The 24,301-nt window shown below is 68.5% G+C and carries 20 protein-coding genes and 1 pseudogene; 10 read left to right on the forward strand and 11 right to left on the reverse strand.

Translation table 11 applies throughout. The annotated features are described in order from the left end of the window. Window positions 1-65: 65 nt before the first annotated feature. Both G6N25_RS14445 and G6N25_RS14450 read right to left on the reverse strand, forming a co-directional pair. A complete protein-coding gene (locus tag G6N25_RS14445; RefSeq protein ID WP_083077223.1) occupies window positions 66-983 on the reverse strand; it encodes a carbohydrate kinase family protein in 918 nt (305 codons plus the stop codon). Next, window positions 980-2,401, reverse strand: a complete 1,422-nt coding sequence (locus tag G6N25_RS14450; protein ID WP_232065804.1) for a mannitol dehydrogenase family protein — start codon at window positions 2,399-2,401, stop codon at window positions 980-982. Before G6N25_RS14450 ends, G6N25_RS14445 begins: the two co-directional genes overlap by 4 nt. Before the next feature lie 47 nt (window positions 2,402-2,448). On the opposite strand from G6N25_RS14450, the gene G6N25_RS14455 reads away from it, so the two are divergent. Together G6N25_RS14455 and G6N25_RS14460 are read left to right on the forward strand one after the other, a co-directional pair. Further along, entirely contained in the window at window positions 2,449-4,743 is a 2,295-nt protein-coding gene (locus tag G6N25_RS14455; protein WP_083077222.1) for an ATP-dependent DNA ligase, read from the forward strand. Further along, window positions 4,740-6,686, forward strand: a complete 1,947-nt coding sequence (locus tag G6N25_RS14460) for a fumarylacetoacetate hydrolase family protein (RefSeq protein ID WP_083077220.1) — start codon at window positions 4,740-4,742, stop codon at window positions 6,684-6,686. The genes G6N25_RS14455 and G6N25_RS14460 overlap by 4 nt, the downstream gene beginning before the upstream one ends. 88 nt (window positions 6,687-6,774) lie before the next feature. Here the strand turns inward: G6N25_RS14460 and G6N25_RS14465 are convergent, their stop codons facing one another. The 5 genes from G6N25_RS14465 to G6N25_RS14485 all read right to left on the reverse strand — a co-directional run bounded on the left by G6N25_RS14465 (window position 6,775) and on the right by G6N25_RS14485 (window position 11,219). Further along, window positions 6,775-7,641 carry a TIGR03619 family F420-dependent LLM class oxidoreductase gene (locus tag G6N25_RS14465; RefSeq protein WP_083077218.1) on the reverse strand — a complete coding sequence of 289 codons (867 nt, stop codon included), beginning with the start codon at window positions 7,639-7,641 and terminating at the stop codon, window positions 6,775-6,777. Between the two features lie 109 nt (window positions 7,642-7,750). After that, on the reverse strand, window positions 7,751-8,524 hold the full coding sequence (locus tag G6N25_RS14470) for an STAS domain-containing protein (RefSeq protein WP_232065805.1): 774 nt from the start codon (window positions 8,522-8,524) through the stop codon (window positions 7,751-7,753). Continuing rightward, window positions 8,512-8,691: a hypothetical protein gene (locus tag G6N25_RS14475; RefSeq protein ID WP_142272870.1), complete on the reverse strand. Its 180-nt coding sequence runs from the start codon at window positions 8,689-8,691 to the stop codon at window positions 8,512-8,514. Before G6N25_RS14475 ends, G6N25_RS14470 begins: the two co-directional genes overlap by 13 nt. Before the next feature lie 339 nt (window positions 8,692-9,030). Then, entirely contained in the window at window positions 9,031-10,038 is a 1,008-nt protein-coding gene (locus G6N25_RS14480; RefSeq protein WP_232065954.1) for a DUF4873 domain-containing protein, read from the reverse strand. 275 nt (window positions 10,039-10,313) lie between these two features. Beyond that, entirely contained in the window at window positions 10,314-11,219 is a 906-nt protein-coding gene (locus G6N25_RS14485) for an AurF N-oxygenase family protein (RefSeq protein ID WP_083077215.1), read from the reverse strand. 153 nt (window positions 11,220-11,372) lie between these two features. Here G6N25_RS14485 and cobF point away from each other — a divergent pair, with 153 nt between their 5' ends. The 4 genes and pseudogenes from cobF to G6N25_RS14500 all read left to right on the forward strand — a co-directional run bounded on the left by cobF (window position 11,373) and on the right by G6N25_RS14500 (window position 13,813). After that, window positions 11,373-12,113, forward strand: coding sequence for a precorrin-6A synthase (deacetylating) (gene cobF, locus G6N25_RS14490; protein WP_083077213.1), 741 nt, complete (start codon window positions 11,373-11,375; stop codon window positions 12,111-12,113). A 14-nt stretch (window positions 12,114-12,127) separates the two neighbouring features. Continuing rightward, window positions 12,128-12,370, forward strand: a pseudogene (locus G6N25_RS23870) (DNA-formamidopyrimidine glycosylase family protein); the annotation flags it as partial. A 132-nt stretch (window positions 12,371-12,502) separates the two neighbouring features. Then, a complete protein-coding gene (locus G6N25_RS23875) occupies window positions 12,503-12,991 on the forward strand; it encodes a zinc finger domain-containing protein (protein WP_276004702.1) in 489 nt (162 codons plus the stop codon). A 72-nt stretch (window positions 12,992-13,063) separates the two neighbouring features. Next, window positions 13,064-13,813, forward strand: coding sequence for an SDR family oxidoreductase (locus G6N25_RS14500; protein WP_083077210.1), 750 nt, complete (start codon window positions 13,064-13,066; stop codon window positions 13,811-13,813). Window positions 13,814-13,911: 98 nt separating this feature from the next. Here G6N25_RS14500 and pgi read toward each other — a convergent pair whose 3' ends face one another. Beyond that, a complete protein-coding gene (gene pgi / locus G6N25_RS14505; RefSeq protein ID WP_083077209.1) occupies window positions 13,912-15,576 on the reverse strand; it encodes a glucose-6-phosphate isomerase in 1,665 nt (554 codons plus the stop codon). 55 nt (window positions 15,577-15,631) lie between these two features. Beyond that, window positions 15,632-15,949 (reverse strand): chorismate mutase, encoded by a 318-nt coding sequence (locus G6N25_RS14510; RefSeq protein ID WP_083077207.1) that lies wholly within the window; start codon window positions 15,947-15,949, stop codon window positions 15,632-15,634. Between the two features lie 284 nt (window positions 15,950-16,233). On the opposite strand from G6N25_RS14510, the gene pcrA reads away from it, so the two are divergent. After that, window positions 16,234-18,567: a DNA helicase PcrA gene (pcrA, locus tag G6N25_RS14515; RefSeq protein ID WP_083077206.1), complete on the forward strand. Its 2,334-nt coding sequence runs from the start codon at window positions 16,234-16,236 to the stop codon at window positions 18,565-18,567. Between the two features lie 144 nt (window positions 18,568-18,711). Here pcrA and G6N25_RS14520 read toward each other — a convergent pair whose 3' ends face one another. Then, on the reverse strand, window positions 18,712-19,266 hold the full coding sequence (locus tag G6N25_RS14520) for a hypothetical protein (RefSeq protein ID WP_169924635.1): 555 nt from the start codon (window positions 19,264-19,266) through the stop codon (window positions 18,712-18,714). 1 nt (window position 19,267) lies between these two features. Then, window positions 19,268-20,299 (reverse strand): M23 family metallopeptidase, encoded by a 1,032-nt coding sequence (locus tag G6N25_RS14525; protein ID WP_083077622.1) that lies wholly within the window; start codon window positions 20,297-20,299, stop codon window positions 19,268-19,270. A gap of 322 nt (window positions 20,300-20,621) precedes the next feature. On the opposite strand from G6N25_RS14525, the gene sucC reads away from it, so the two are divergent. The 3 genes from sucC to G6N25_RS14540 are packed head-to-tail and all read left to right on the forward strand — an operon-like array spanning window position 20,622 to window position 24,245. Next, on the forward strand, window positions 20,622-21,785 hold the full coding sequence (gene sucC, locus G6N25_RS14530; protein ID WP_083077621.1) for an ADP-forming succinate--CoA ligase subunit beta: 1,164 nt from the start codon (window positions 20,622-20,624) through the stop codon (window positions 21,783-21,785). An 18-nt stretch (window positions 21,786-21,803) separates the two neighbouring features. Further along, window positions 21,804-22,706 carry a succinate--CoA ligase subunit alpha gene (sucD, locus tag G6N25_RS14535; RefSeq protein ID WP_083077619.1) on the forward strand — a complete coding sequence of 301 codons (903 nt, stop codon included), beginning with the start codon at window positions 21,804-21,806 and terminating at the stop codon, window positions 22,704-22,706. Window positions 22,707-22,718: 12 nt separating this feature from the next. Continuing rightward, window positions 22,719-24,245 carry an acetyl-CoA acetyltransferase gene (locus G6N25_RS14540; protein ID WP_083077618.1) on the forward strand — a complete coding sequence of 509 codons (1,527 nt, stop codon included), beginning with the start codon at window positions 22,719-22,721 and terminating at the stop codon, window positions 24,243-24,245. Window positions 24,246-24,301 lie beyond the last annotated feature (56 nt).

Here is a 24,301-nt window from a genome sequence, read left to right on the forward strand (position 1 = left end):
CGTAACAGCGGGCGGGGGTCGATACCCGCGAGCGTAACGGCGCGGCGAGATTGCGGCCGGCGTTGTCAACGCCGCCAGGTTGTTTGGTCCCGCAGGGCGGCCCGGTCGGGTAAGTCGGCGCCGGCGCGGCCGATCGTCAGCGCCGACGCCAGGCTGGCCGCCTCGAGCGCCGCCGTCAGCGCGTCGAGCCCGAGCCGGCCGAGGTCGGCTCGCCGGTCGGCGCCCAGCAGACCCAGAGCCCAGAGCGCGTCGAGCAGGCCGGCCATGAACGCGTCACCGGCCCCGACGGTGTCCACTACCCGGACCGGCCGCGCGGCCACCCGGGCCTCGCCCGCCGCGCAGAACGCCACCGCGCCCCGATCGCCCATGGTCACGACGACGATCGCGGGCCCCGACGCCAGCCAGGTTCGGGCGGTCCGCTCCGGGTCGTGGTCGGGATCGATCCAGGCCAGGTCCTCGTGGCTGGCCTTGACGATGTCGCTGCGCTCGACGAGGTGGGCGATGCGTGCGCGGGCCAGGTCCCGGTCGACGATCAGCGACGGGCGCACGTTGGGATCGAGGGTGACGGTGGCCGAGACGCGGTATGTGTCGAGCAGCGCGGCGACCGCCAGGCATCCGGGCTCCTGCACGGCGGCGATGGATCCCGTGTGCACGAACAACGGCGGCGCGACTTCGGGCGTGCCGGAGAGCCGCCATTCCAGGTCGAATGCGTAGGCGGCCGAGCCGTCGTCGGCGATCGTCGCCACCGCGGTCGGCGTCCGCGAGGCGCGGGTGCTGCCCGGAACAAGCTGTGCGCCCGAGGCTTTGACGTAATCGGCGATGCGACGGCCCGGTTCGTCGTCGCCGATATGGGTCAGGAAGTCGACGGCGCGCCCCAGCCTGGCGAGGCCGACCGCGACGTTGAGCGGGCTGCCGCCGACGTGTTCGGCGTGGCCGTCGACGACGTCGATCAGCGCCTCGCCGATTACCAGCCCCCGGCTCATCGACTCGCCCCCTCCAGCTCGTCGTGCAGCAACGCCTCCAGCGTCGCCCGTGTCCCGCGGCTGTGCAACGAGTCCAGCGCCCAGCGATAGGCCTCAACGAAGCGCGGGACCCGCGCCAGATCCCCGAACAGCGCCGCGTTCTCGACGAAGGCGGTCGGATGCCGCCGCTGCGTGCGCGCGATGGGCACCAGCGAGCCCGCGAGGTGGTCGACGACCTCGATCGGTTCGCCACGCTCGTCGACCCCCTCGGCGTAGCGGGCCCAGCCCGCGACCGTCGCGGCCGCCAGCCGGATCGGTCCGCCGGTGCGCAGGTTGTCGCGGATCACCGGAAGCAACCATTTCGGGATGCGATCCGAGGAGTAGGCGCACAACCGGGCCACGGTGTCGCGCACTCCCGGGTTGGCGAAACGCTCGATGAGCCCGCGGGTATAGGCGCGCAGGTCGATGCCGGGGACCGGCCGCAGCGTCGGCGTCGCTTCGGAATCGAAATAGGCCAGCAGGAATTCGGCCAGCAACGGGTCTCGCGCGGCATCGTGCACCGCGGCATAGCCGCACAGCGCGGCGAAGTAGCACAGGCACTGATGGCCGGCGTTGAGTAGCCGTAACTTCATCGCCTCGTACGGGCCGACGTCGTCGACCAGCAGAACGCCCGCCTCTTCCAGCGGCGGCCTGCCGTCGGCGAAGTCGTCCTCGAGCGCCCAGGAGGCGAACGCCTCGGCCACGACCGGCCAGCCGTCGTCGACACCGAAGTCGCGCCGCACCGCGGCCACGATGTCGCCGGTGGTGACCGGCGTGATGCGGTCGACCATCGAACCCGGGAAGCGGACGTGCTCGGCGATCCAGCCGGCCAGGCGGGGGCGCAGCAGTTCGGCGTGCGCGATGACGGCCCGCCGCGAGACGTCGCCGTTGTGCTCGATGTTGTCGCACGACATGATCGTCGGCGCGGCGATGCCGCGGTCACGACGCAGGGCCAGGGCCTCGACGATCAGCCCGAACACGGATTCCGGGTCTCGGATGTGGTAGCCGCCCTCGGTGATGGTCATCGAGATGATGCGGGTCGTCGGCGCGGCCAGCAGCTCGATCGTCGCCGGGTCGTCGGGCGCGTAGCGGTAGTCGACGATCGAGCCGATCACCCGCGCTTCCCGGCTTCCGTCGGGGTGCTCCAACACCAACGTGTACAGGCCGTCCTGGGCGCGCAACACGTCTCTCATGCGCCGGTCGGCCGGCATCACCCCGATTCCGCAGATGCCCCATTCGCGCGCCCCCCGCTCGAGCAACCGGTCGATGTACATCGCCTGGTGTGCCCGGTGAAAGCCGCCGACCCCGAAATGCGCGATGCCGACCCCGACGCCATGACGGTCATAGCCCGGCGCCGCGATCGGCAGCCGGCCGAGCGTGGCGCTGTTCAGCCGAACCACGATGTCGACGGTACCGGTGCCGCGGCGGAAACACGTAGGTTGACACCATGGGTGCGACGGCGCAGGCGCGGGTCAAGCTGACCAACGCCGACAAGGTGCTGTACCCCGCGACGGAGGACGGCCGAAGGGCCGTCACAAAAGGGGACGTCTTCGACTACTACACCCGCATCGCCGGGGTGATGCTGCCGCACACCGCCGGACGCCCGGCGACCCGCAAGCGCTGGCCCAACGGCGTCGAGCGGGACTCATTCTTCGAAAAGCAGCTGGCGTCGTCGGCGCCCGACTGGCTGCCGCGGGCCAGCGTGACGCACCGGTCCGGAACGACGACGTACCCGATCATCGACAGCCCGGACGCGCTGGCCTGGATCGCGCAGCAGGCGGCGCTCGAGGTGCACGTGCCGCAGTGGAGGTTCGTCGCCGAGTGGACCCGAGGCGGGGCCGAGGAACTCAAGCCCGGCCCCGCAACGCGATTGGTGTTCGACCTCGATCCCGGCGAGGGCGTGACGATGACCCAACTGTGCGAGGTCGCCCATGCGGTGCGGGGCCTGATCGCCGATATCGGGCTGACCACCTTTCCGCTCACCAGCGGCAGCAAGGGGTTGCACCTCTACACCCGGCTGGACGAGCCGGTGAGCAGCAGGGGCGCCACCGTGTTGGCCAAACGCGTTGCGCAACAACTGGAAAAGTCGATGCCCACGTTGGTCACGGCGACCATGACCAAGAGCTTGCGGGCGGGCAAGGTGTTTTTGGACTGGAGTCAGAACAACGGCTCGAAGACCACCATCGCGCCGTACTCGCTGCGCGGGCGCCCGCATCCGACGGTCGCGGCGCCGCGCACCTGGAAGGAACTGGAAGACCCGGGGATTCGCCAATTGCGCTACGACGAGGTCCTGGCCCGGGTGGCGCGCGACGGCGATCCGCTGGCGTCGCTGGACGCCGACGCGCCGGTCCGCGATCGGCTGACCAAGTACCGCAGCATGCGTGACGCGTCGAAGACACCGGAGCCGGTGCCGGCCACGAAACCCGCTGCCGGCCACGGAAATACGTTCGTCATTCAGGAGCACCACGCCCGCCGGCTGCACTACGACTTCCGGCTGGAGCGAAACGGCGTGCTGGTGTCGTGGGCGGTGCCGAAAAACCTGCCCGAGACCACGTCGGTCAACCACCTGGCGGTCCACACCGAGGATCACCCGCTGGAATACGGCACCTTCGAGGGCACCATACCCAAAGGCGAATACGGCGCCGGCAAGGTGATCATCTGGGATTCCGGCACCTACGAGACCGAGAAGTTCCGCGACTCCGCCGAAAACGGGGAGGTCATCGTGAACCTGCATGGCAGCCGAATCTCGGGTCGCTACGCGCTGATCCAAACCAACGGCGATCAGTGGCTGGCGCACAGGATGAAAGACCAGAGGGTTTTCGATTTCGACGCGATCACACCCATGCTCGCCACCGAGGGCTCGGTGGCGGCCCTCAAGGCCGGCCAGTGGGCCTTCGAAGGCAAGTGGGATGGCTACCGGCTCCTGGTGGAGGCCGACCACGGCGCGTTGCGGGTGCGGTCCCGGCGCGGCCGCGAAGTCACCCAGGAATATCCCGAACTGCGTTCGCTGGCAGCAGATCTCGACGACCACCACGTTGTGCTCGACGGCGAGGCCGTCGTCCTGAACAAGTCCGGTGTGCCCGGCTTCAACGAAATGCAGAACCGGAGCCGCGGCACCCCCGTCGAGTATTGGGCGTTCGACCTGCTCTACCTGGACGGCCGCTCGCTGCTACGGGCGCGCTACCAAGACCGGCGAAAGCTGCTGGAAACCCTCGCCGGCGCAGGCGATCTCATCGTTCCCGGACTGCTGCCCGGCGACGGCGCCGAAGCGCTCGAGCACTCACGCGAACACGGCTGGGAGGGCGTGGTCGCCAAGAAGCGCGACTCCAGCTATCAGCCGGGCCGGCGCTCGGCGTCGTGGATCAAGGAAAAGTACTGGAACACCCAGGAAGTCGTCATCGGCGGGTGGAAGGCCGGCGAGGGCGGGCGCACCAGCGGCATCGGCTCGCTGCTGATGGGCATCCCCGGTGAGGGCGGGCTGCATTTCGCCGGACGCGTCGGCACCGGCTTCACCGAACGCGACCTGGCGAACCTGAAGAAGACGCTGGCACCGTTGCACACCAAACGATCTCCCTTCGACGCCCCGCTTTCCACCCTCGACGCCAAGGGCGTGACGTTCGTCGAGCCCGTTCTGGTGGGGGAGGTCCGCTACAGCGAATGGACCCCGGATGACCGGCTGCGCCAAACGAGTTGGCGCGGGCTGCGTCCCGACAAGAAACCAAGCGAGGTGGTGCGCGAATGAAATGGGTGACCTATCGAAGCGATCACGGCGAACGCACCGGCGTGCTCGCCGGCGACACCATCCATGCGATGCCGCCGGGCGTGACGCTGTTGGAGTTGATCGGTCGCGGCGCCGACGGGCTGCGCCAGGCCGGCGAGGACGCGCTGCGTTCGCCGTCGGCGGTGGTGCGCGTGGACGAGGTGACGTTGGCGGCGCCGATTCCGCGGCCCCCGTCGATCCGGGACTCCCTGTGCTTTTTGGACCACATGCGCAACTGCCAGGCCGCGCTGGGCGCCGGCCGGGCGCTCGCCGACACGTGGTACCGCATTCCCGCGTTTTACTTCGCCTGCCCGACAACGGTTTTGGGTCCTTACGACGACGCCCCCACCGCACCCGGAAGCGCGTGGCAGGACTTCGAATTGGAGATCGCCGCCGTCATCGGGACGACCGGCAGGGACCTGACGGTGGAGGAAGCCGAAGAAGCCATCGTCGGCTACACCATCTTCAACGACTGGTCCGCGCGCGACCTGCAGCAGCTGGAGAGCCAGCTGGCCATCGGGCAGGGCAAGGGCAAGGACAGCGGCGTCACGCTGGGCCCCTACCTGGTGACGCCCGACGAGCTTGAACCGTACCGCCGCCCCTCACTTCCCGGCAGGCTCGACCTGCGGGTGACCGCCCTGGTCAACGACGCCGTGATCGGTTCGGGTTCGACCGCCCAGATGGACTGGACCTTCGGTGAGGTCATCGCCTACGCCTCGCGCGGCGTGACGCTGCGCCCCGGCGACGTCATCGGCTCCGGCACCGTGCCGACCTGCACGCTCGTCGAGCACCTCAACCCGACCGCGCTGGAATCGTTCCCCGGCTGGCTGCACGACGGCGACGTCGTCACGCTCCGGGTCCAGGGACTGGGCGAGACCCGGCAAACCGTCCGCGCCACCGCCGCGCCGCATCCGTTGAAGCCGCGGCCCAACCCGGACGCCGCGCCCGCCCCCGCCCGGGTCAACCGGGCGCCCGCGAAGGTGCCCTACACCCGCGGCCTGCACGAGGTCGGCAACCGGGTGTGGGCGTGGACGCTGCCGGACGGCGGCTACGGGTGGAGCAATGCCGGGCTGGTGGCCGGCGACGGTGCGTCCCTGCTCGTCGACACCCTGTTCGACCTGGCGCTGACCCGCGAAATGCTCGCCGCGATGCGGCCGATCACGGATTCCGCGCCCATCACCGACGCCCTGATCACCCACTCCAACGGCGACCACACCCACGGCAACCAACTGCTCGACCGCTCGGTGCGGATCATCGCCGCCCGCGGCACCGCCGACGAGATCGCGCATGGGATGGCCCCCGAGATGCTGGCCATGGCGCAGACGGCCAACCTCGGCCCGGTCGCGACCCCGTACGCGCGAGATCGTTTCGGGCACTTCGACTTCAGCGGCATCACGGTCCGCAACGCCGATCAGACGTTCGACCGCGACCTGACCGTCGAGGTCGGCGGGCGGCGGGTCGATCTGCTGAACCTGGGCCCCGCTCACACCGCCGCGGATTCCGTGGTGCACGTGCCCGACGTCGGGGTGCTGTTCGGCGGCGACCTGTTGTTCATCGGCTGCACCCCGATCGTGTGGGCCGGCCCGATCGCCAACTGGATCGCCGCGTGCGACGCGATGATCGCGCTGGACGGACCCATCGTGGTGCCCGGCCACGGCCCGGTCACCGACCCGGACGGAATCCGCGCGGTCCGCGGCTATCTCACGCACGTCTCCGAACGGGCCGAGGCCGCCTACCGCGCGGGCCTGTCGTGGGCCGAGGCCGCCGAGAGCATCGACCTCGGCGAGTACGCGACCTGGCTGGACGCCGAACGCGTCGTCGTCAACGTCTATCAGCGGTATCGCGAACTCGACCCGGACACCCCGCGGCTGGAGATCATGGCCCTGCTGGTGATGCAGGCCGAGTGGCTGGCCAAGCGGTCCTGAGCCGCGAAAGTGCAACTGGCGAGCCGTTTCCCGAGAACCGGCGTCGGTAGTTGCACTCTCGTGGCGAGGTGGTGATCCCCTGTGACGGTTAGACTTTCGCGATCACGTTCTCGGCGAACATCTCCAGGTTGCGGATCTTGGTGTCCAGCGGCTCGGTGTCGGATCCCTTGATGTAGGGAATGCGGAATCCGACGATCACGTCGGTGACGCCCTTGTCCTCGAGTCGCTTGATGCCGTCCACGGTGTACGCGTCGGCCGAGATCACGTGAATCTCGAACGGGCCGGTCCTGCCCTCTTCCTCGCGCAGCTGCTTGAGCCTGGCGAGGAGCCCGTCCAGTTCCTCCGGGTCGCCGCCGCCGTGCATCCACCCGTCCGCGCGCGCCGCGCGCCGCAGCGCGGCGTCGGCGTGGCCGCCGATCAGGATGGGGATCGGCTGGGTGGGCGCCGGGGTCATCTTGGTCTTGGGGATGTCGTAGAACTCGCCATGGAACTCGAAGTAGTCGCCGGTGGTGAGCCCGCGCACGATCTCGATGCATTCGTCCATCCGCTTGCCGCGCTTGGCGAATGGGACACCCAGCAGCTCGTAGTCCTCCGGCCAGGGGCTGGTGCCGACCCCCAGGCCCACGCGGTTGCCGATCAGCGCGGCCAGCGAACTGGCCTGCTTGGCCACCAGTGCCGGCGGGCGGATGGGCAGCTTGAGGACGAAGAAGTTGAACCGCAGCCTCGACGTCACCGCTCCCAATGCCGCTGTGAGGACGAAGGTTTCGATGAACGCCTTGCCGTCCAGGAACTCGCGGTTGCCGTCGGGGGTGTACGGATACTTCGAGTCGGACTCGAACGGGTAGGCGATGCTGTCGGCGATCGTCATGCTGTGATAGCCGGCCGCCTCGGCCGCCTTAGCCAGCGGGATGTAGTACGAAAAGTCGGTCATTGCCTCGGCGTAGCTGAACCGCACGTCATCTGCCTTCCGTGAGGGGGCCGTCACACGACATTAGAACGTGTTCTAGCTTTACCCGCGTCCGGGTCCCCGTACGACGGGCCCCAGCCGGGTCAGGCGGCCCCGACTAAAGCTGGTTCTCGGGGCCGATGACGGCCCAAACCGTCTTGCCGGTCGAGGTGGGGGCGCTGCCCCACGCGCGCGACAACGCGTCGACAATCGCCAGGCCGGACACGTCGATGCCCTTGTCCGGCGACGGCAGCCGCACGGCGGGGGTGGTGCTGCCGTCGGACACCGCGATGGTCGCCGTCGCGCCATCGGTTTCGAGCCGCATCATCGGGACGCTTCCGGTGTGTTCCAGCACGTTTTCCACGAACACATTGACGACCACCAACGCGACCGGAATCAGCGCGGATTGCGACCACGTGGTGAACCACTCGCGGACCAGCCGGCGCGACTCGCGAAGGCTGGTCAGGTTCGCGGGCAGTTCGGCGTCGGCGCGCCGAACGGTGCGACGCGCCAGCCGGCCGAGCGCCTTGATCGCCCCCTTCTCGGTCGAGTACACCGGCATGAAGCGGGCGACCTCGCTGCGCGTGATCGCGTCGCGGGCCGCGCGATCCGCGCACACCAGAACGATCGGAACGTCGGGCTGGCCGCGAACCTGCCAGCGCGCGCCGATGAACGTCGACCATGCCGGTTTCGCGGGCACCTGGAGCGCCGTCACGTCGACGACGATGGCCGAGGGTTCCTCGCGCGTGGCCTTCATGATGATGTCGCGCAGCGCCGCGGAGTTGCTGGTGTCAAGCACGCCTTCGACCGTCAGAAGGACCACCGATTGATCCGTCCGCGTCACAACCGCCAGCGAACTCGGCGACTCGGCTACCGCGCTCACCGTAGCCACCCCTTTCCGGTCAGGGTTTTATATTGGCCGACCGCGGCCCCCGAAACAATGCCGCGCGAGCGCACGTGTCCCAATTGCAATGGTGGCTCCCGCTTTTCCGGCTTGGCCGAAAGCGGAGAGGTCATCATATTCCGGCTTTCCCGCCCGATTCTGCCGTCCGTTTTCATCTGCCGCTCCTCAAATTCCCGCCCGGCTAACTATTTGAGAACCCGCCCCCTCGGCGGCAAAGCGTCTATGGCCCCGGTGAGCGACATCGACGCCAAGAGACAAGGGATGTGGTGCTCCGCCAGGGACCCGTGGCCGCTCGGGTGAGTTGCGTGCGTCGGCCCCCGTCCGAAGCGTCGATCGCCACCACGCCGAACATGCCGTCTCGTCTACTCTTCTGCTGGAGCACGCGTATGCACCGGGGTTACCCACTTCGCCTTGGTGGTCAACCTCCGGTGTGGGATGAAATGAGCCCCTGCTGATTACCCATGCGTCCCGGTCGGCAAACCTCGAACGGCGGATCAGCCCGGCGGATACGGCGGGGCGCCCACCCCGCCGATCGTGTGGGTCCCCCACGGGGTCCGTTCGATGATGCGCGCGGGCGCGCTGCGCGAGCCGACGGTCAGCGTCGCGGTTCGCGCGCGGGTGAGTGCGTCGTGCGGGAGCGGCCGCGATGGGGAACTAAAAACCGTGCCCTGCCAGTGGTACTGGCCGTCGATCGGGTCCAGGCGGCCGGCGAGCCGGACGCGCACGGGATGTTCGGCGCCGGATATCTCCAGGGTCGCGGCGCCGTCGTAGGTGCCGTCGTCCTCGGGCGCGCTGGACGACAGGTCGAAGGCCCTGGCGATCGCGGCCGCCGGATGGGGCCGCGCCGAGCGCAGGTTGACCCGCTCGTTGAACACCCGATGGCTGCTGCGCCGCACTTCGATGCGGGCGCTGGCGGTGCGCCTCATGAGGGCCACGCACGCGGCGACATGGCGGGCCTGCGCGTCGGCGTCCGGGCCGCCGACGAAGAAGTAGTTGGGGAATCCGTGGAAGGCCACCCCGAGGTAGGGCTCCATGCCGTCGTCCCAGGCCTGCCGGATGGTCAATCCGCCGGCGCCGACCAGCGCGTCATCGGAGACCCGGTCGGGGATCGCGAACCCGGTGCCATAGACGATGGCGTCGACGTCATGGTCGACGCCATCGGCGGTTCGGATGCTCGACGGGCCGATGGCGCTGATCGCCGCCCCCACCAGCCCGGGCGCGGCCCGCGACGGCGCGGCCGGCCGGAGGTGGCGGCGTAGCCAGCGTTTGGCGCGGGTCGCCGGCAACGGCAACTCGGGGACGATCCGGCGCGGCGGGTGCGCGAAGACGGTGACCGAGGCGGCGGATCGCGCCAGCCACGGGAGGTAATGGCCGGCGGTGGCGTCGGCGCCGATCACGGCGATGCGCTTGCCGGCCGGCTCGAACTTGGGGTCCCAGGCCGCGGCGTGAAACGACTCGCCCAGGAAGTCGCCGCGTCCGGCGATGTCCGGCAGCCAGGGCACCTGCACCGGTCGGTAGGCGGCGATGACGACCTGAGCCCGGAAGGTCTCGTCGGTCGACGTCGTCAGCAGCCAGGTGTCGGTGTCGTCGTCGAACCGTGAACTGACGACGTCGCGGCCCGGCCGCAGGTGGCCGTCGGGGGGCCCGGGCGCCTTGTCGAGCGTGACGACGTCGGTGACGCCCGCCGCCCGCAGCGCCGCCCGTGCGCTCCGGCCGTCGGCTCCCGCGCCAATGATGACGACGTCGTGGCGGGGCTCGGCCGGGGTGGGCGTTCGGCTCACAGAAACCTGCTGCGCTTCCAGCCGCGGCGTGCGATGCGGCCCATCAGGCCCACCTCGGTCAGAAACGCCGCCAGCGGAGCGAAGCCGGCAACCTGTATCTCGCGGCGGTGCGCGCTGGTGCGCGCGGTCTTTCGGGCCCGCTTTGCGTCCAGGCCCGCCCGCGCGTACGGGATCGGATTGCTGAACAGGTAGTTGAAGAAATACCCGCCCAGCCCGTTGATGTTGGCCATGAACCAGCGGTTGAATCGGGGCATTTCGGCGACCCGTTTGCGCGCGCCGTCGCGGGCGAACTGGATGTGGCGGGCCTCTTCGGTGACATGAATCCGCATGAGCCGTTGGATGATTGGCTGCAGTTCCGGGTCGTCCATCATCTGCCGTTGCAGCGAGTCGAAAATCTCCTCACCGATCAGGGCGGCGACCCACAGCATCGAGCCCCGCTGGAAGGCGAGCGGCAGGGCGTTGATGATCATCCGGTAAAACAGCCGCGGGCGTACCGGCTTGGCGCCGATGCGCTCGATGGCCTTGCCGAACATGACCATGTGGCGGGTCTCATCGCCCAGCTCGGTGAGCTTGTAATGCGTCGACCGGCTCGTCGGGTCCTCGTGCAGGATGGTGCGCAGCAGCGACTGATTGAGCATGTTCTCGAACCAGATCCCGGCCGACAGCGTGTTGACCAGTTCCTGGCGCGACAGCTCGATCTGTTGCTCGCGGGTCATCTCGTCCCACATCGGCGTGTTGTACAGCGACACCAGCCGCGGCGGCAGATAGAACTTGTCCGGGTCCAGCGGCGCATCCCAGTCGATGTCGACGATCGGCTCGTAGGACTTTTTGACCGAGCCCTTCAGCAGACGATCCGAGAACTCTTCACGACTCGGACCCTCTGGTTTCACCGCAGTGGTCATCGCTGGTGTCCCTTCAGTGCTTCCTTACGGCAGGGAGATCGCTTCAGTCGGTACCCATGGTATCGGGTACCTGAGGTCCCGGCTAGGCCCTCGGGGTTTCGGTTCGGTTGACTCACACAGAATTATGCGGCGACCACGCGCGAGGAGGACAGGGTGAGTCGGCATATCCACGTCATCGGCATCGGCGTGGGCAACCCCGACTACGTGACCGTCCAGGCGATCGAGGCGCTCAACTGCACGCAGGTGTTCTTCGCGGCGGACAAGGGCGAGGCGACAGGCGACCTGGTGGCCCTGCGGCGGGAGATCTGCGCCCGGTTCGTCCGGCGGCCCGGATACCGCTTTGTCGAGCTGCCCGATCCCACACGGTCGAGCGACGGCGACTACCGGGAGGCGGTCTCCGACTGGCACGCGGCGCGCGCACGGGTATGGGCGAACGCCATCTCCACCGAGCTCGGGCCCGACGGCGTGGGCGCCTTCCTGGCCTGGGGCGATCCGTCGCTGTACGACAGCACGCTGCGCATCCTGGAGGCGGTCGCGGCCGAGGTCGACTTCACCTTTGACGTCATCCCGGGCATCACCGCGGTGCAGGCGCTGACGGCGCGACACCGCATCCCACTCAACGAGGTCGGTGAACCGGTCCTGATCACCACCGGCAGGCGGCTGCGCCAGGCCGGCCTGAAGGGCTCGGCCCTGGTGATGCTCGACGCCGACTGTTCCTTTCAGGCGTGCCCGCCCGACACCCGGATCTGGTGGGGCGCCTACCTGGGCACCGACGACGAGCTGCTGGTGGCCGGCACCGTCGGCGAGGTCGGGACGCGGATCGCGGCGCTGCGGGCCGACGCCCGCGCCCGGCACGGCTGGATCATGGACACCTATTTGCTCAGGCCGGGCTGAGGCAGACTGAACATGTGCCCGAACTTCCCGAGGTCGAAGCCCTCGCCGACCATCTGCGGCGGCACGCGGTCGGCCTGACGGTCGGTCGTGTCGACGTCGCGGCGTTCTCGGTGCTCAAAACCTTCGACCCGGGGATCGACGCCCTGCGCGGCCGGACCGTCGACGGGGCCGAGCGGTGGGGCAAGTACCTGGGCCTGCGGGCGGAGGGGCTGTTCTTGATCACCCACCTATCGCGCGCGGGCTGGTTGCGGTGGTCCGACAAGCTGGCCGCGGCGCCGCTGCGGCCCGGCAAGGGCCCGATCGCGCTGCGCGTGCATTTGGGCACGCCGGGTGAGGCGCCCGGCTTCGACCTCACCGAGGCGGGCACGCAAAAGCGGCTGGCCGTGTGGCTGGTCGACGACCCGAAGCAGGTCCCGGGCATCGCGGGCCTCGGCCCGGACGCGCTGGAGCTCGGCGTCGACGACCTGGCCGCGCTGCTGGCCGGCAATTCGGGCCGCATCAAGACGGTCATCACCGACCAGAAGGTGATCGCCGGCATCGGCAACGCCTACAGCGACGAGATCCTGCACGTGGCGAAGGTCTCGCCGTTCGCCACGGCCGGGAAATTATCGGACGACCAGCTCGCCGCCCTGCAGGGCGCGATGGTGTCGGTGCTGACCGACGCCGTACAACGGTCCGTCGGCCAGGGCGCCGCCACGCTCAAAGGGGAGAAGCGCTCCGGGTTGCGGGTGCATGCCCGCGCCGGCTTGCCGTGTCCGGTGTGCGGGGACACCGTGCGCGAGGTGTCGTTCGCGGACAAGTCTTTTCAGTACTGTCCGACCTGCCAGACCGGCGGCAAGGTGCTGGCCGACCGGCGCATGTCGCGGCTGCTGAAGTAGGCGCGCCGACTTGTGGCGCCGCTGTCGAGGCCGACAACCCGACGCCGGGGTGGCACTGGATATGCTGCCCGGGTGGCCCGCCAGAAGATCCTCATCACGGGCGCCAGTTCCGGCCTGGGCGCCGGGATGGCCCGTTCGTTCGCCGCCAAGGGTCGCGACCTGGCGTTGTGCGCCCGTCGCACCGACCGGCTCGACGAGCTGAAAGCCGAACTATCGCAACGGTATCCAAGCGTCAAGATCGCGGTCGCGGCCCTGGACGTCAACGACCACGAGCAGGTGCCGAAGGTGTTCGCCGACGTCGCCGACGAGCTTGGCGGCATCGACCGCGTCATCGTCAACGCCGGCATCGGCAAGGGCGCCAAGCTCGGCTCCGGCAAGCTCTGGGCCAACAAGGCGACCATCGAGACCAACCTGGTGGCAGCGTTGGTGCAGATCGAGACGGCGCTGGAGATGTTCCACAAGACCGGGTCTGGTCATCTGGTGCTCATCTCGTCGGTGCTCGGCGCCAAGGGCGTGCCGGGCGTCAAAGCCGCCTATGCCGCAAGCAAAGCCGGCGTGCGGTCGCTGGGCGAATCGCTGCGCGCCGAATACGCCAAAGGCCCCATCAGGGTCTCGGTGATCGAGCCGGGCTACATCGAGTCGGAGATGACGGCCAGGTCGGCGAGCACGATGTTCATGGTGGACAACGAAACTGGCGTTAGGGCGCTGGTCGACGCCATCGAACGCGAGCCCGGCCGGGCCGTCGTGCCGCGGTGGCCGTGGGCACCGCTGGTGCGGCTGATGCGGGTGCTGCCGCCCCGCTTCACCAAGGCGTTCGCGTAGCCCCGCCCCCCACCCCCCTTCACCGCGAGCGTGCGTGTTTGTACACGACACGCCGCCTCGCGGTGGCATTCTGCGCACGCTCGCGGGAAGGGGCCGGGTCAGCTGACCCGGCCGCGCTCGGTTCGGTAGCGACGCACCAGCGCGTCGGTCGAGCTGTCCGACTGCGGCGCCGGCGAGGCGTCGGAGGTGATCACCGGGAGCAGCGCCTTGGCCTGCGTCTTGCCCAGCTCCACACCCCACTGGTCGAAGGAGTCGATGCCCCAGATCACGCCCTCGGTGAACACCTGATGCTCGTAGAGCGCGATCAGCTGGCCCAGCACCGAGGGCGTGAGCCGGTCGGCCAGGATCGACGTCGACGGCCGGTTACCGGGCATCACCTTGTGCGGCACGATGTCGGCGGGCGTGCCTTCGGCCGCAATCTCTTCGGCGGTTTTGCCGAACGCCAGCACCTGGGTCTGGGCGAAGAAGTTGCTCATCAACAGGTCGTGCATGCTGCCCGTGCCCTCGACCGTGGCGAGGTCGTCGAGGGGCTGGCTGAAGCCGATGAAATCGGCCGGCACCAGCCGGGTGCCCTGGTGCAGCAACTGATAGAAGGCGTGCTGGCCGTTGGTTCCCGGTTCGCCCCAAAAGATTTCGCCGGTGTCGGTGGTGACCGGCGTGCCGTCGGCGCGAGTCGACTTGCCGTTGGATTCCATCGTCAGCTGTTGCAGATAGGCCGCAAAACGCGCCAGGTCGTTGGAATACGGCAGCACGGCACGCGATTGCGCGTCCATGAAGTTGGAGTACCACAGCCCGATCAGGCCCAGCAGGACGGGCGCGTTGGACTCCAGCGGCGCCGTCCTGAAATGCTCGTCCACGATGTGGAATCCGGACAGAAAATCGGCGAACGCCTCCCGGCCGATGGCGGCCATCAACGACAGCCCGATCGCCGAATCGACCGAGTAACGCCCGCCGACCCAATCCCAGAACCCGAACATGTTGTCGGTGTTGATGCCGAAGTCGTCGACCAGGCGCTCGTTGGTGGAGACGGCCACGAAATGCTTGGCCACCGCGGAGTCGCCGAGCGCGTCGGTCAGCCAGCGGCGCGCCGCGGTCGCGTTGGTCAGCGTCTCCAGGGTGGAGAAGGTTTTCGACGCGACGATGAAAAGCGTTGTGGCGGGGTCTAAGTCGGCCAGCTTTGCGATCAGGTCGGCGGGGTCGACGTTGGAGACGAAGCGCGCCGAAATTCCCGCGTCCGCATAGTGGCGCAGCGCCTGATAGACCATCACCGGACCCAGGTCCGACCCGCCGATCCCGATGTTGACGACGGTGCTGATCCGTTTCCCGGTGGCCCCCGTCCATTCACCGCTGCGCAACCTGTCGGTGAAGTCGCCCATGGCGTCCAGCACGGCGTGGACGTCCTCGACGACGTTTTGGCCGTCCACGACCAGCTCGGCGTCCCGGGGCAGCCGCAGCGCGGTGTGCAGCACCGCGCGATCCTCCGAGGTGTTGATGTGCACGCCGGAGAACATCTGGTCGCGGCGCTCCTCGAGGTTAGCCGTGCGGGCCAGATCGATCAGTAGCCGCAGCGTCTCTCGGGTGATGCGGTGTTTGCTGTAATCGATGTAGAGGTCGCCGACCGTAGCGGCGAGTTCGCGCCCGCGATCGGGGTCGTCGGCGAAGAACTGCCGTAGATGGGTCTGGCCGATGTGTTCGTGATGCCTGCGCAGGGCGTCCCACGCCGGGGTGGCGGTGATGTCGGGGATGGTGTGCACGGAGGTCATGGTTCGACCCTAATGGGGGCCGACGCGATGGAGCCAGGGCTGGGAGGCCCGGCGATCAGTGGCCGAGCCGGCCCCTACCCAATCGCAACAGCAGCATCGCGAGATCCTTACCCTCGGGACCGAGCTCGCTGTAGCGCTCGATGACCTTCATCTCGCGGCTGTGGACCAACCTGGTGCCGCCGGAGGCCATTCGGGCCTTGCCGATCGCCTGGGACACCTCGGCGCGGCGCTTAACCGCGGCAAGGATTTCGGCGTCCAGGCGGTCGATCTGCAGCCGCAACTCTTCGATGTCGGCTGCCTGTTCGGTATCGATCATCTCGATGTCCATTTCTGCTAACTCCGCGTTCTCGTGATGTGGGGGTTCTGGTCTCATCCGGTATCGGGCCTCACAAAAGAGACGAGCCCCGTATCCGGAAGCGGACCACGGGGCTCTGCGAAAGCAGCTAGACCACGGGCACCGCTGGCCGGTACCCGTAGAAAAATCGATGCTGCGCGTTGAGCACCAACCGAGTGTGCCACTAATGGGCGCGTGCGCGCAAAAAGCGAGGCGCAAAACGGGCCCTTGAGCTGCGAGGAGCGGTGCGGCCCCGCCGCGCTTCGGTCGTGGACGGCCTGGCCGGCGGGGCTGTCGGTCGGCGGCGGTAAATTTGGACCGACATGAGCGTTCACGCAACCGACACCAAGCCCGCCCCCGAAGCGGATCGACTGCTCGACGGCCTCAACCCACAACAGCGCCAGGCGGTGGTCCACGAGGGTTCGCCGCTGCTGATCGTCGCGGGCGCGGGCTCGGGAAAGACGGCGGTGCTGACGCGCCGCATCGCCTACCTGATCGCGGCCAGGGGCGTCGGCGTCGGCCAGATTCTGGCCATCACGTTCACCAACAAGGCCGCCGCCGAGATGCGCGAGCGCGTGGTGCGGCTCATAGGAGCCCGCACCGCGCCGGCCATGTGGGTGTCCACCTTCCACTCCACCTGCGTCCGCATCCTGCGCAGCCAGGCGTCCCTCGTCGAGGGCCTCAACTCCAACTTCTCGATCTATGACGCCGACGACTCGCGGCGTCTGCTGCAGATGATCGGCCGCGACATGGGGCTCGACATCAAGCGCTATTCGCCGCGCCTGCTGGCCAACGCCATCTCCAATCTGAAGAACGAGTTGATCGACCCCGACCAGGCCGTGACCAACCTGTCGGATGACTCCGACGAGCTGAGCCGCACCGTGGCCAGCGTCTACGGCGAATACCAGCGTCGGCTGCGGGCGGCCAACGCGCTGGACTTCGACGACCTGATCGGCGAGACCGTGGCGGTGCTGCAGGCCTTCCCGGAGATCGCCGGGTACTACCGGCGCCGCTTCCGGCACGTGCTGGTCGACGAGTACCAGGACACCAACCACGCCCAGTACGTGCTGGTGCGGGAATTGGTCGGTCGCGACGTTCCACAAGACCAGGCCTCGCCCGATGACGTGCCGCCGGCCGAATTGTGCGTGGTCGGCGATGCCGATCAGTCGATCTACGCGTTCCGCGGCGCCACCATCCGCAACATCGAGGACTTCGAGCGCGACTATCCCGACGCGACAACCATTCTGCTGGAACAGAATTACCGCTCGACGCAAAACATTCTGTCGGCGGCCAACTCGGTGATCGCCCGCAACACCGGACGCCGGGAAAAGCGGCTGTGGTCCGACGCCGGTGACGGTGAGCTGATCGTCGGCTACGTCGCCGACAACGAGCACGACGAGGCCAGGTTCGTGGCCGAAGAAATCGACGCGCTCGCCGAGCGGGGTGAGATCACCTACAACGATGTCGCCGTCTTCTATCGCACCAACAACTCGTCGCGGTCGTTGGAAGAGGTTTTCATCCGCGCCGGGATCCCGTACAAAGTCGTTGGGGGAGTGCGCTTTTACGAACGCAAGGAGATCCGCGACATCGTCGCCTATCTGCGGGTGCTGGACAACCCCGGTGACGCCGTCAGCATGCGCCGCATCCTCAACACGCCGCGGCGCGGCATCGGCGATCGGGCTGAGGCCTGCGTGGCGGTGTACGCCGAGAACACCGGCGCCAGTTTCGCCGACGCGCTTGTGGCCGCGGCCGAAGGCAAGGTGCCGATGCTGAATACCCGCGCGGAGAAGGCGATCGCCGGTTTCGTCGAGCTGCTCGACGACCTGAGGGGCCACCTCGACGACGACCTCGGTGAGCTGGTCGAGTTGGTGCTCGAACGCAGCGGATACCGCAGCGAGCTGGAGTCCTCCACCGATCCGCAGGAGTTGGCCCGGCTGGACAACCTCAACGAATTGGTCGGCGTCGCACACGAGTTCAGCGCCGATGAGGCCAACGCGGTCGCTTTACAGGCCCCGGACGACGAAGACGTGCCGGACACCGGTGCGCTGGCGGCGTTCTTGGAGCGGGTGTCGCTGGTGGCCGACTCCGACGAAATCCCCGAGCACGGCGCCGGCGTGGTCACGCTGATGACGCTGCACACCGCAAAGGGTTTGGAGTTTCCGGTGGTGTTCGTCACCGGCTGGGAGGACGGGATGTTCCCGCACATGCGGTCGTTGGACAACCCCACCGAACTCTCCGAGGAACGCCGGCTGGCCTACGTCGGCATCACCCGGGCCCGTCAGCGGCTGTACGTGAGCAGGGCCATCGTCCGGTCGTCCTGGGGACAGCCGATGCTCAACCCGGAATCGCGCTTCCTGCAAGAGATCCCCCAGGGGCTCATCGACTGGCGGCGCAGCGCTCCCGCGTCGTCGTTCAGCGCGCCGGTGAGCGGTGCCGGACGGTTCGGCGCGCCGCGCCCGTCGCCCACCCGCTCGGGATCTGGCAAGCGCCCGCCGCTGGTGCTGGAGCCCGGCGACCGGGTGACTCACGACAAGTACGGGCTGGGCCGCGTCGAGGAAGTCTCTGGCGTCGGCGAATCGGCGATGTCGCTGATCGACTTCGGCAGCTCGGGACGGGTCAAGCTGATGCACAACCACGCCCCGATCAGCAAGCTCTAATCCGCCGAACGTGTTCTCAGGGCGAGGTTTTCGCGAATTTCTCGCCCTGAGAACACGCTCGGCGCGGGCGGCGGCGCGGGCGGCGCGGCGCGGGTGGGGCGGGTGGCTTGGCGCGGGAGGAACCGCGGGCGGGGCCTCGCCTCGTCAGGCCTGCAGCCAGCGTTTGGTTTGCGGGTGCATGGCCAGCACGACGCTGGCGACCGGCAGCACCCAAAGGACGTAAACGATCCACGCGACGCGCGCGCCCGCGATGAACACGCCGCCGTAGGTCAGCACCGCGACCACCGCGCCGGCCACGATCAGGTACCGCCCCAGCGGCCGACGCCGCAGCAACATGATCACGCCCGACACGGTCGTGATCGCAAACACCAGGGCGAGAAAGGCGACCGCGAGGCAAAACAGGCGGTCGGTTCTCCACCAGCCGGCGATCAGGTCGGTGGCCACCACCGACGTGGCCCACCCGCTGACGATGCTGACCGCCGCGGCGGCGACGGCGGTCCGGCCGCTCGACTCGCCGCCCACACCCAGTCCGACCGTGCCGGGCGCGGGCTGTCGGGGAATCTGGGTGGTCGGGTTCTCGGGCACGACGGGCATCGGCCCGGTCGGTGCCCGCCGGATGATCCGCGTGTGAGATTCGGAGGGCGGCGCGGCAGGCTCGGGCGGGGGTGCGGCGGCAGGGGGGTCGTTGGGCGCGGTCACCTCAGCCAGCGTAGTTGCCGACGTTAAGTCCACGCTTTGCGAGCCATGGGACCGGGTCGATCCTTTCGGTGCCGTTCTGCAGCACCTCGAAGTGCAGGTGCGGGCCGGTGGAATTGCCCCGGTTGCCCATGGTGGCTATCTGGTCGCCGGCCATCACGCGCTGGCCGACGCTGACCAGCGTGGTGTTGATGTGGCCGTAGAGCGTGACCGTGCCGTCGGCATGGCGCAGCTTGACCAGCATCCCGTAGCCGGCGGCCGGCCCGGCCTCGACGACGACACCGTCGGAGACCGCGACGATCGGTGTCCCGATCGAGTTGGCGAGGTCGATACCGGCGTGCAGCACACCCCAGCGGTAGCCGAAGTTGGAGGTGAAGATGCCCTTCGTCGGCATGACATAGAGCGGTTGCTGCAACCGCGCCTCGCGCTGAGCGCGATCGTTCGCGAACGCCAGGCCCTTGGCGAGCTCCTGGTTGTGCACCGCGGCATTCGCCGCCGGTTGGACCGCGATCACCTGCGCCCCGCGGACGGTGTTGCTGCCCGCCCCGCCCGTCAGCGCCGACGCGTTGGCGGTCAGCACGGCCTCGGGTTTCGGCGTATCGGCATGGCTGGTCACCGTGTGGGCCGCCGCGGCCGCCGCGCCGGCGGCCATCGCCGAGATCAGCAGGCGGCCCTTTGCCGCGCTGGTCGGCTGCTTCCGATGCTGGCCGCCGCGCCGTATCACGGGGATGACGTCGGTGATGTCCGAATAATAGGAACGACGGGCGTCGGCGTCGGGCAGGGATCTCACCGGGACCGGCACTGCCAGCTGGAGCGGGCCCAGATCGTCGACGTCGTGCAGATCGTCAAGCTCGGGGGCGAGCAGGACCTGGGCTTCGTTGTCGAAGGTCGAGTCATTGCTGAAGTCCAGGTCGCTCAGGTCGCCCCACTCATCGACGAAGTCCAGGTCGTCGAAGTCGAACCCGTCGAGCGGAAGGATCTCGGTGACTTCGTTTGGGTGGGGTTCCGTCCACCGGGCACCCGCCGCGCGACCCACTCTCACCACGCCGGTTTTGGCGGTAGAACGAGCGAAACGGTGCTGGGACAAGCTGAAATGTCCTCGTATCGTGACCATAACGTTATCTGGACCTTAAGGAAGGTATCCGCTCACCGACCGGGCTGGCAACCGTGGGGCAAAAACCGGACCAATATTGTGATTTGGATCACGTTTAAGGGCCGCCGGTATGCCGTGAGTTGTGCCACATCGGTGGACGCGACGGTAGCAGCCGTCGGACGGGTGGATACAGTGCCAGCGTGCGAGTTGCCGATCGGCACCGCCCACGTATAGGCCTAGCAAGTCAAGCGAAGACAGTGAGCCCATGGACCTTTTCGAGTATCAAGCAAAAGAGTTGTTCGCCAAACACAACGTACCGAGCACGCCCGGTCGGGTGACCGACACCGCCGAGGGCGCCCGGGCCATCGCCGAGGAGATCGGTCACCCGGTGATGGTCAAGGCGCAGGTGAAGGTGGGGGGCCGGGGCAAGGCCGGCGGCGTCAAATACGCCGCGACGCCCGACGACGCCTACGAGCACGCCAAGAACATCCTCGGCCTGGACATCAAGGGTCACGTCGTGAAGAAGCTGCTGGTCGCCGAGGCCAGCGACATCGCCGAGGAGTACTACATCTCCTTCCTGCTCGACCGCGCCAACCGCACCTACCTGGCGATGTGCTCGGTCGAGGGCGGCATGGAGATCGAAGAGGTGGCCGCCACCAAGCCCGACCGGCTCGCCAAGGTTCCCGTGGACGCCGTCACGGGCGTCGACGTGGCGACCGCGCGTTCCATCGCCGAGCGGGGCCACCTGCCGGCCGAGGTGCTCGACGCGGCCGCGGTCACCATCTCCAAGCTGTGGGAGCTCTTCGTCGGCGAGGACGCCACGCTGGTCGAGGTCAATCCGTTGGTGCGCACGCCCGACAACCGGATCCTGGCGCTGGACGGCAAGGTCACGCTCGACGCCAACGCCGACTTCCGCCACCCCGATCACGCCGAGTTCGAGGACCGCGACGCCACCGATCCGCTGGAGCTCAAGGCCAAGGAGCACGACCTCAACTACGTCAAGCTCGACGGGCAGGTCGGCATCATCGGCAACGGCGCGGGCCTGGTCATGTCGACCCTCGATGTGGTCGCGTACGCCGGTGAGAAGCACGGCGGAGTCAAGCCGGCCAACTTCCTCGACATCGGCGGCGGCGCCTCGGCGGCGGTCATGGCCGCCGGGCTGGACGTGGTGCTGAACGACAAGCAGGTCAAGAGCGTGTTCGTCAACGTCTTCGGCGGGATCACCGCGTGCGACGCCGTCGCCACCGGGATCGTCAAGGCGCTGGAAATCCTCGGCGACGAGGCCAACAAGCCGCTGGTGGTGCGCCTCGACGGCAACAACGTCGAGGAAGGCCGTCGCATCCTGGCCGAGGCCAACCACCCGCTGGTGACGCTGGTGCCGACGATGGACGAGGCCGCCGACAAGGCCGCCGAACTGGCGAGCGCCTGACGAAAGGACTTTCTCACTATGTCGATCTTTCTGAACAAGGACAACAAGGTCATCGTCCAGGGCATCACCGGGAGCGAAGCCACGGTCCACACCGCGCGGATGCTCAAGGCGGGCACCCGGATCGTCGGCGGCGTGAACGCGCGCAAGGCGGGCACCACGGTCTCGCACAAGGACGCCGGCGGCAACGACATCGAGCTGCCGGTGTTCGGCGGCGTGGTCGAGGCGATCGAGAAGACCGGCGCCGACGTCTCGATCATCTTCGTGCCGCCGAAATTCGCCAAGGACGCCATCATCGAGGCCGTCGACGCCGAGATCCCGCTGCTGGTGGTCATCACCGAGGGAATCCCGGTGCAGGACACCGCCTACGCGTGGGCGTACAACCTGGACAAGGGCGGCAAGACCCGCATCATCGGACCGAACTGTCCCGGCATCATCACCCCGGGCGAAGCGCTGGTGGGCATCACCCCGGCCAACATCACCGGCTCCGGCCCCGTCGGGCTGGTGTCCAAGTCCGGCACGCTCACCTACCAAATGATGTACGAGCTGCGCGATTTCGGGTTCTCCACGTCGATCGGCATCGGCGGCGACCCGGTGATCGGCACCACCCACATCGACGCCATCGAGGCCTTCGAGAAGGACCCCGACACCAAGGTCATCGTGATGATCGGTGAGATCGGCGGCGACGCCGAGGAGCGCGCGGCCGACTACATCAAGGCCCACGTATCCAAGCCGGTCGTCGGCTACGTCGCGGGATTCACCGCCCCGGAAGGCAAGACGATGGGCCACGCGGGCGCCATCGTGTCCGGGTCCTCGGGCACCGCGGCCGCCAAGAAGGACGCCCTGGAGGCCGCCGGCGTCAGGGTCGGCAAGACGCCGTCGGAGACGGCCGCGCTGGCCCGGGAGATTCTGGCCGGCCTGTAACGGGTTTCGCACGTGAGCCTCGACCCGAGCACGCCCGTCGTCGTCGGCGTGGGGCAGTCCGCGGAGCGCATCGACGACCCCGGGTACCGGGCGATGTCACCCGTGGAGCTGGCCGCCGCCGCTGCCCGCGCCGCCCTCGTCGACTGCGGCGGTGACGTCGGGTCGGTGGCGGCGGCCGTCGACACCGTCGCCGGCGTGCGGCAGTTCGAGATCTCCGGGCCGATCGCCACGGCGGTGCTGGGGCGGTCGAACAACTACCCGCGGTCCGTGGCCAAGCGCCTCGGGGCCGAGCCCGGGCGCGCGATCCTGGAAATCGTTGGGGGACAGGGCCCGCAGCACCTGATCAGCGAGCTGGCCGCCGAGATCGCCGCCGGCCGCTCGGGCGTCACCTTGATCTTCGGGTCGGACGCGACCTCGACGCTGCGACACTTCGCGAAGGCCGACACCAAGCCGGACTTCACCGAGACCGTGGACGGGGACCTGGAGGACCGCGGCCACGGGATCGAGAAACTCATCTCGCGCTATACGGTCGTTCACGGCCTGACCAGCGCGCCGATCCAATATGCGCTGCTGGAGAACGCCCGCCGGGCCGGAACCGGGCTCGGGCCGGCGGAGTATCGGCGGCGGATGGGCGAGCTGTTCGCGCCGTTCACCAAGGTCGCCGCCAACAATCCATTCGCCGCCGCGCCGGTCGAGCGCACCGTCGACGAACTGATCACCGTGACCGAGTCCAACCGGATGATCGCGGAGCCCTACCCCCGGCTGATGGTCGCCCGCGATCAGGTCAACCAGGGGGCCGCGGCGCTGTTGATGTCGGTGGAGGCGGCGCGTCGCCTGGGGGTGCCCGAGCGGAACTGGGTGTACCTGCACGGGCACACCGACTTGGAGGAGCAGGCCCTGCTGGAGCGCCCGGATCTCGGGCACGCCCCGTCGGCCGTCCTGGCGGCGCGCGGGGCGCTGGGCATGGCCGGCATCGGTGTCGACGACGTCGCCACCTTCGATCTCTACAGCTGCTTCCCGGTGCCGGTGTTCAACATCTGCGACGGCCTGGGGATCGCGCCCGACGACCCGCGCGGCCTGACCCTGACCGGTGGGCTGCCGTTCTTCGGCGGCGCTGGCAACAACTACTCCATGCACGCCGTCGCGGAGACGGTCGCCCAAATGCGAAGCATGCCAGGGCAATTCGGTCTCGTCGGCGCCAACGGCGGCCTCCTGAGCAAGTACTCGGTCGGCGTTTACTCCACCACACCGGCGGAATGGAAGCCGGACCGCAGCGCTTCGCTGCAGGCGCAGATCGATGGCCGGCCGACGCGGCCGGTGACCGAGAACGCCGACGGTGCCGGCACCGTCGAGACCTATACGGTCCGGCGCGACGACGGAAGGCCGACCGGGATCATCATCGGCCGGCTGGACGACGGCAGCCGGTTCCTGTCGACCACCGAGGACGACGAATTGATCGCGCTGCTGACCGACGGCGAACCGCTCGGACATCCGGTCCGGGTGCGCTCGTTCGACTACGGCAATCGCTGCACCCTGTAGGCCGAGCAGACGCAGAATCGCACGAATCCGCAGCGCGGAGTGCGATTCTGCGTCTC

Origin of the sequence: Mycobacterium heidelbergense, from assembly GCF_010730745.1 — a bacterium.
Classification (GTDB): Bacteria; Actinomycetota; Actinomycetes; order Mycobacteriales; family Mycobacteriaceae; genus Mycobacterium; species Mycobacterium heidelbergense.

Coding starts and splice junctions, on each gene's coding strand:
- G6N25_RS14445 (WP_083077223.1), bottom strand. CDS start 983: ATGAGCCGGGGGCTGGTAATCGGCGAGGCGCTGATCGACGTCGTCGAC.
- G6N25_RS14455 (WP_083077222.1), top strand. CDS start 2,449: ATGGGTGCGACGGCGCAGGCGCGGGTCAAGCTGACCAACGCCGACAAG.
- G6N25_RS14460 (WP_083077220.1), top strand. CDS start 4,740: ATGAAATGGGTGACCTATCGAAGCGATCACGGCGAACGCACCGGCGTG.
- G6N25_RS14475 (WP_142272870.1), bottom strand. CDS start 8,691: ATGAAAACGGACGGCAGAATCGGGCGGGAAAGCCGGAATATGATGACC.
- G6N25_RS14485 (WP_083077215.1), bottom strand. CDS start 11,219: ATGACCACTGCGGTGAAACCAGAGGGTCCGAGTCGTGAAGAGTTCTCG.
- pgi (WP_083077209.1), bottom strand. CDS start 15,576: ATGACCTCCGTGCACACCATCCCCGACATCACCGCCACCCCGGCGTGG.
- G6N25_RS14510 (WP_083077207.1), bottom strand. CDS start 15,949: ATGAGACCAGAACCCCCACATCACGAGAACGCGGAGTTAGCAGAAATG.
- pcrA (WP_083077206.1), top strand. CDS start 16,234: ATGAGCGTTCACGCAACCGACACCAAGCCCGCCCCCGAAGCGGATCGA.
- sucC (WP_083077621.1), top strand. CDS start 20,622: ATGGACCTTTTCGAGTATCAAGCAAAAGAGTTGTTCGCCAAACACAAC.
- sucD (WP_083077619.1), top strand. CDS start 21,804: ATGTCGATCTTTCTGAACAAGGACAACAAGGTCATCGTCCAGGGCATC.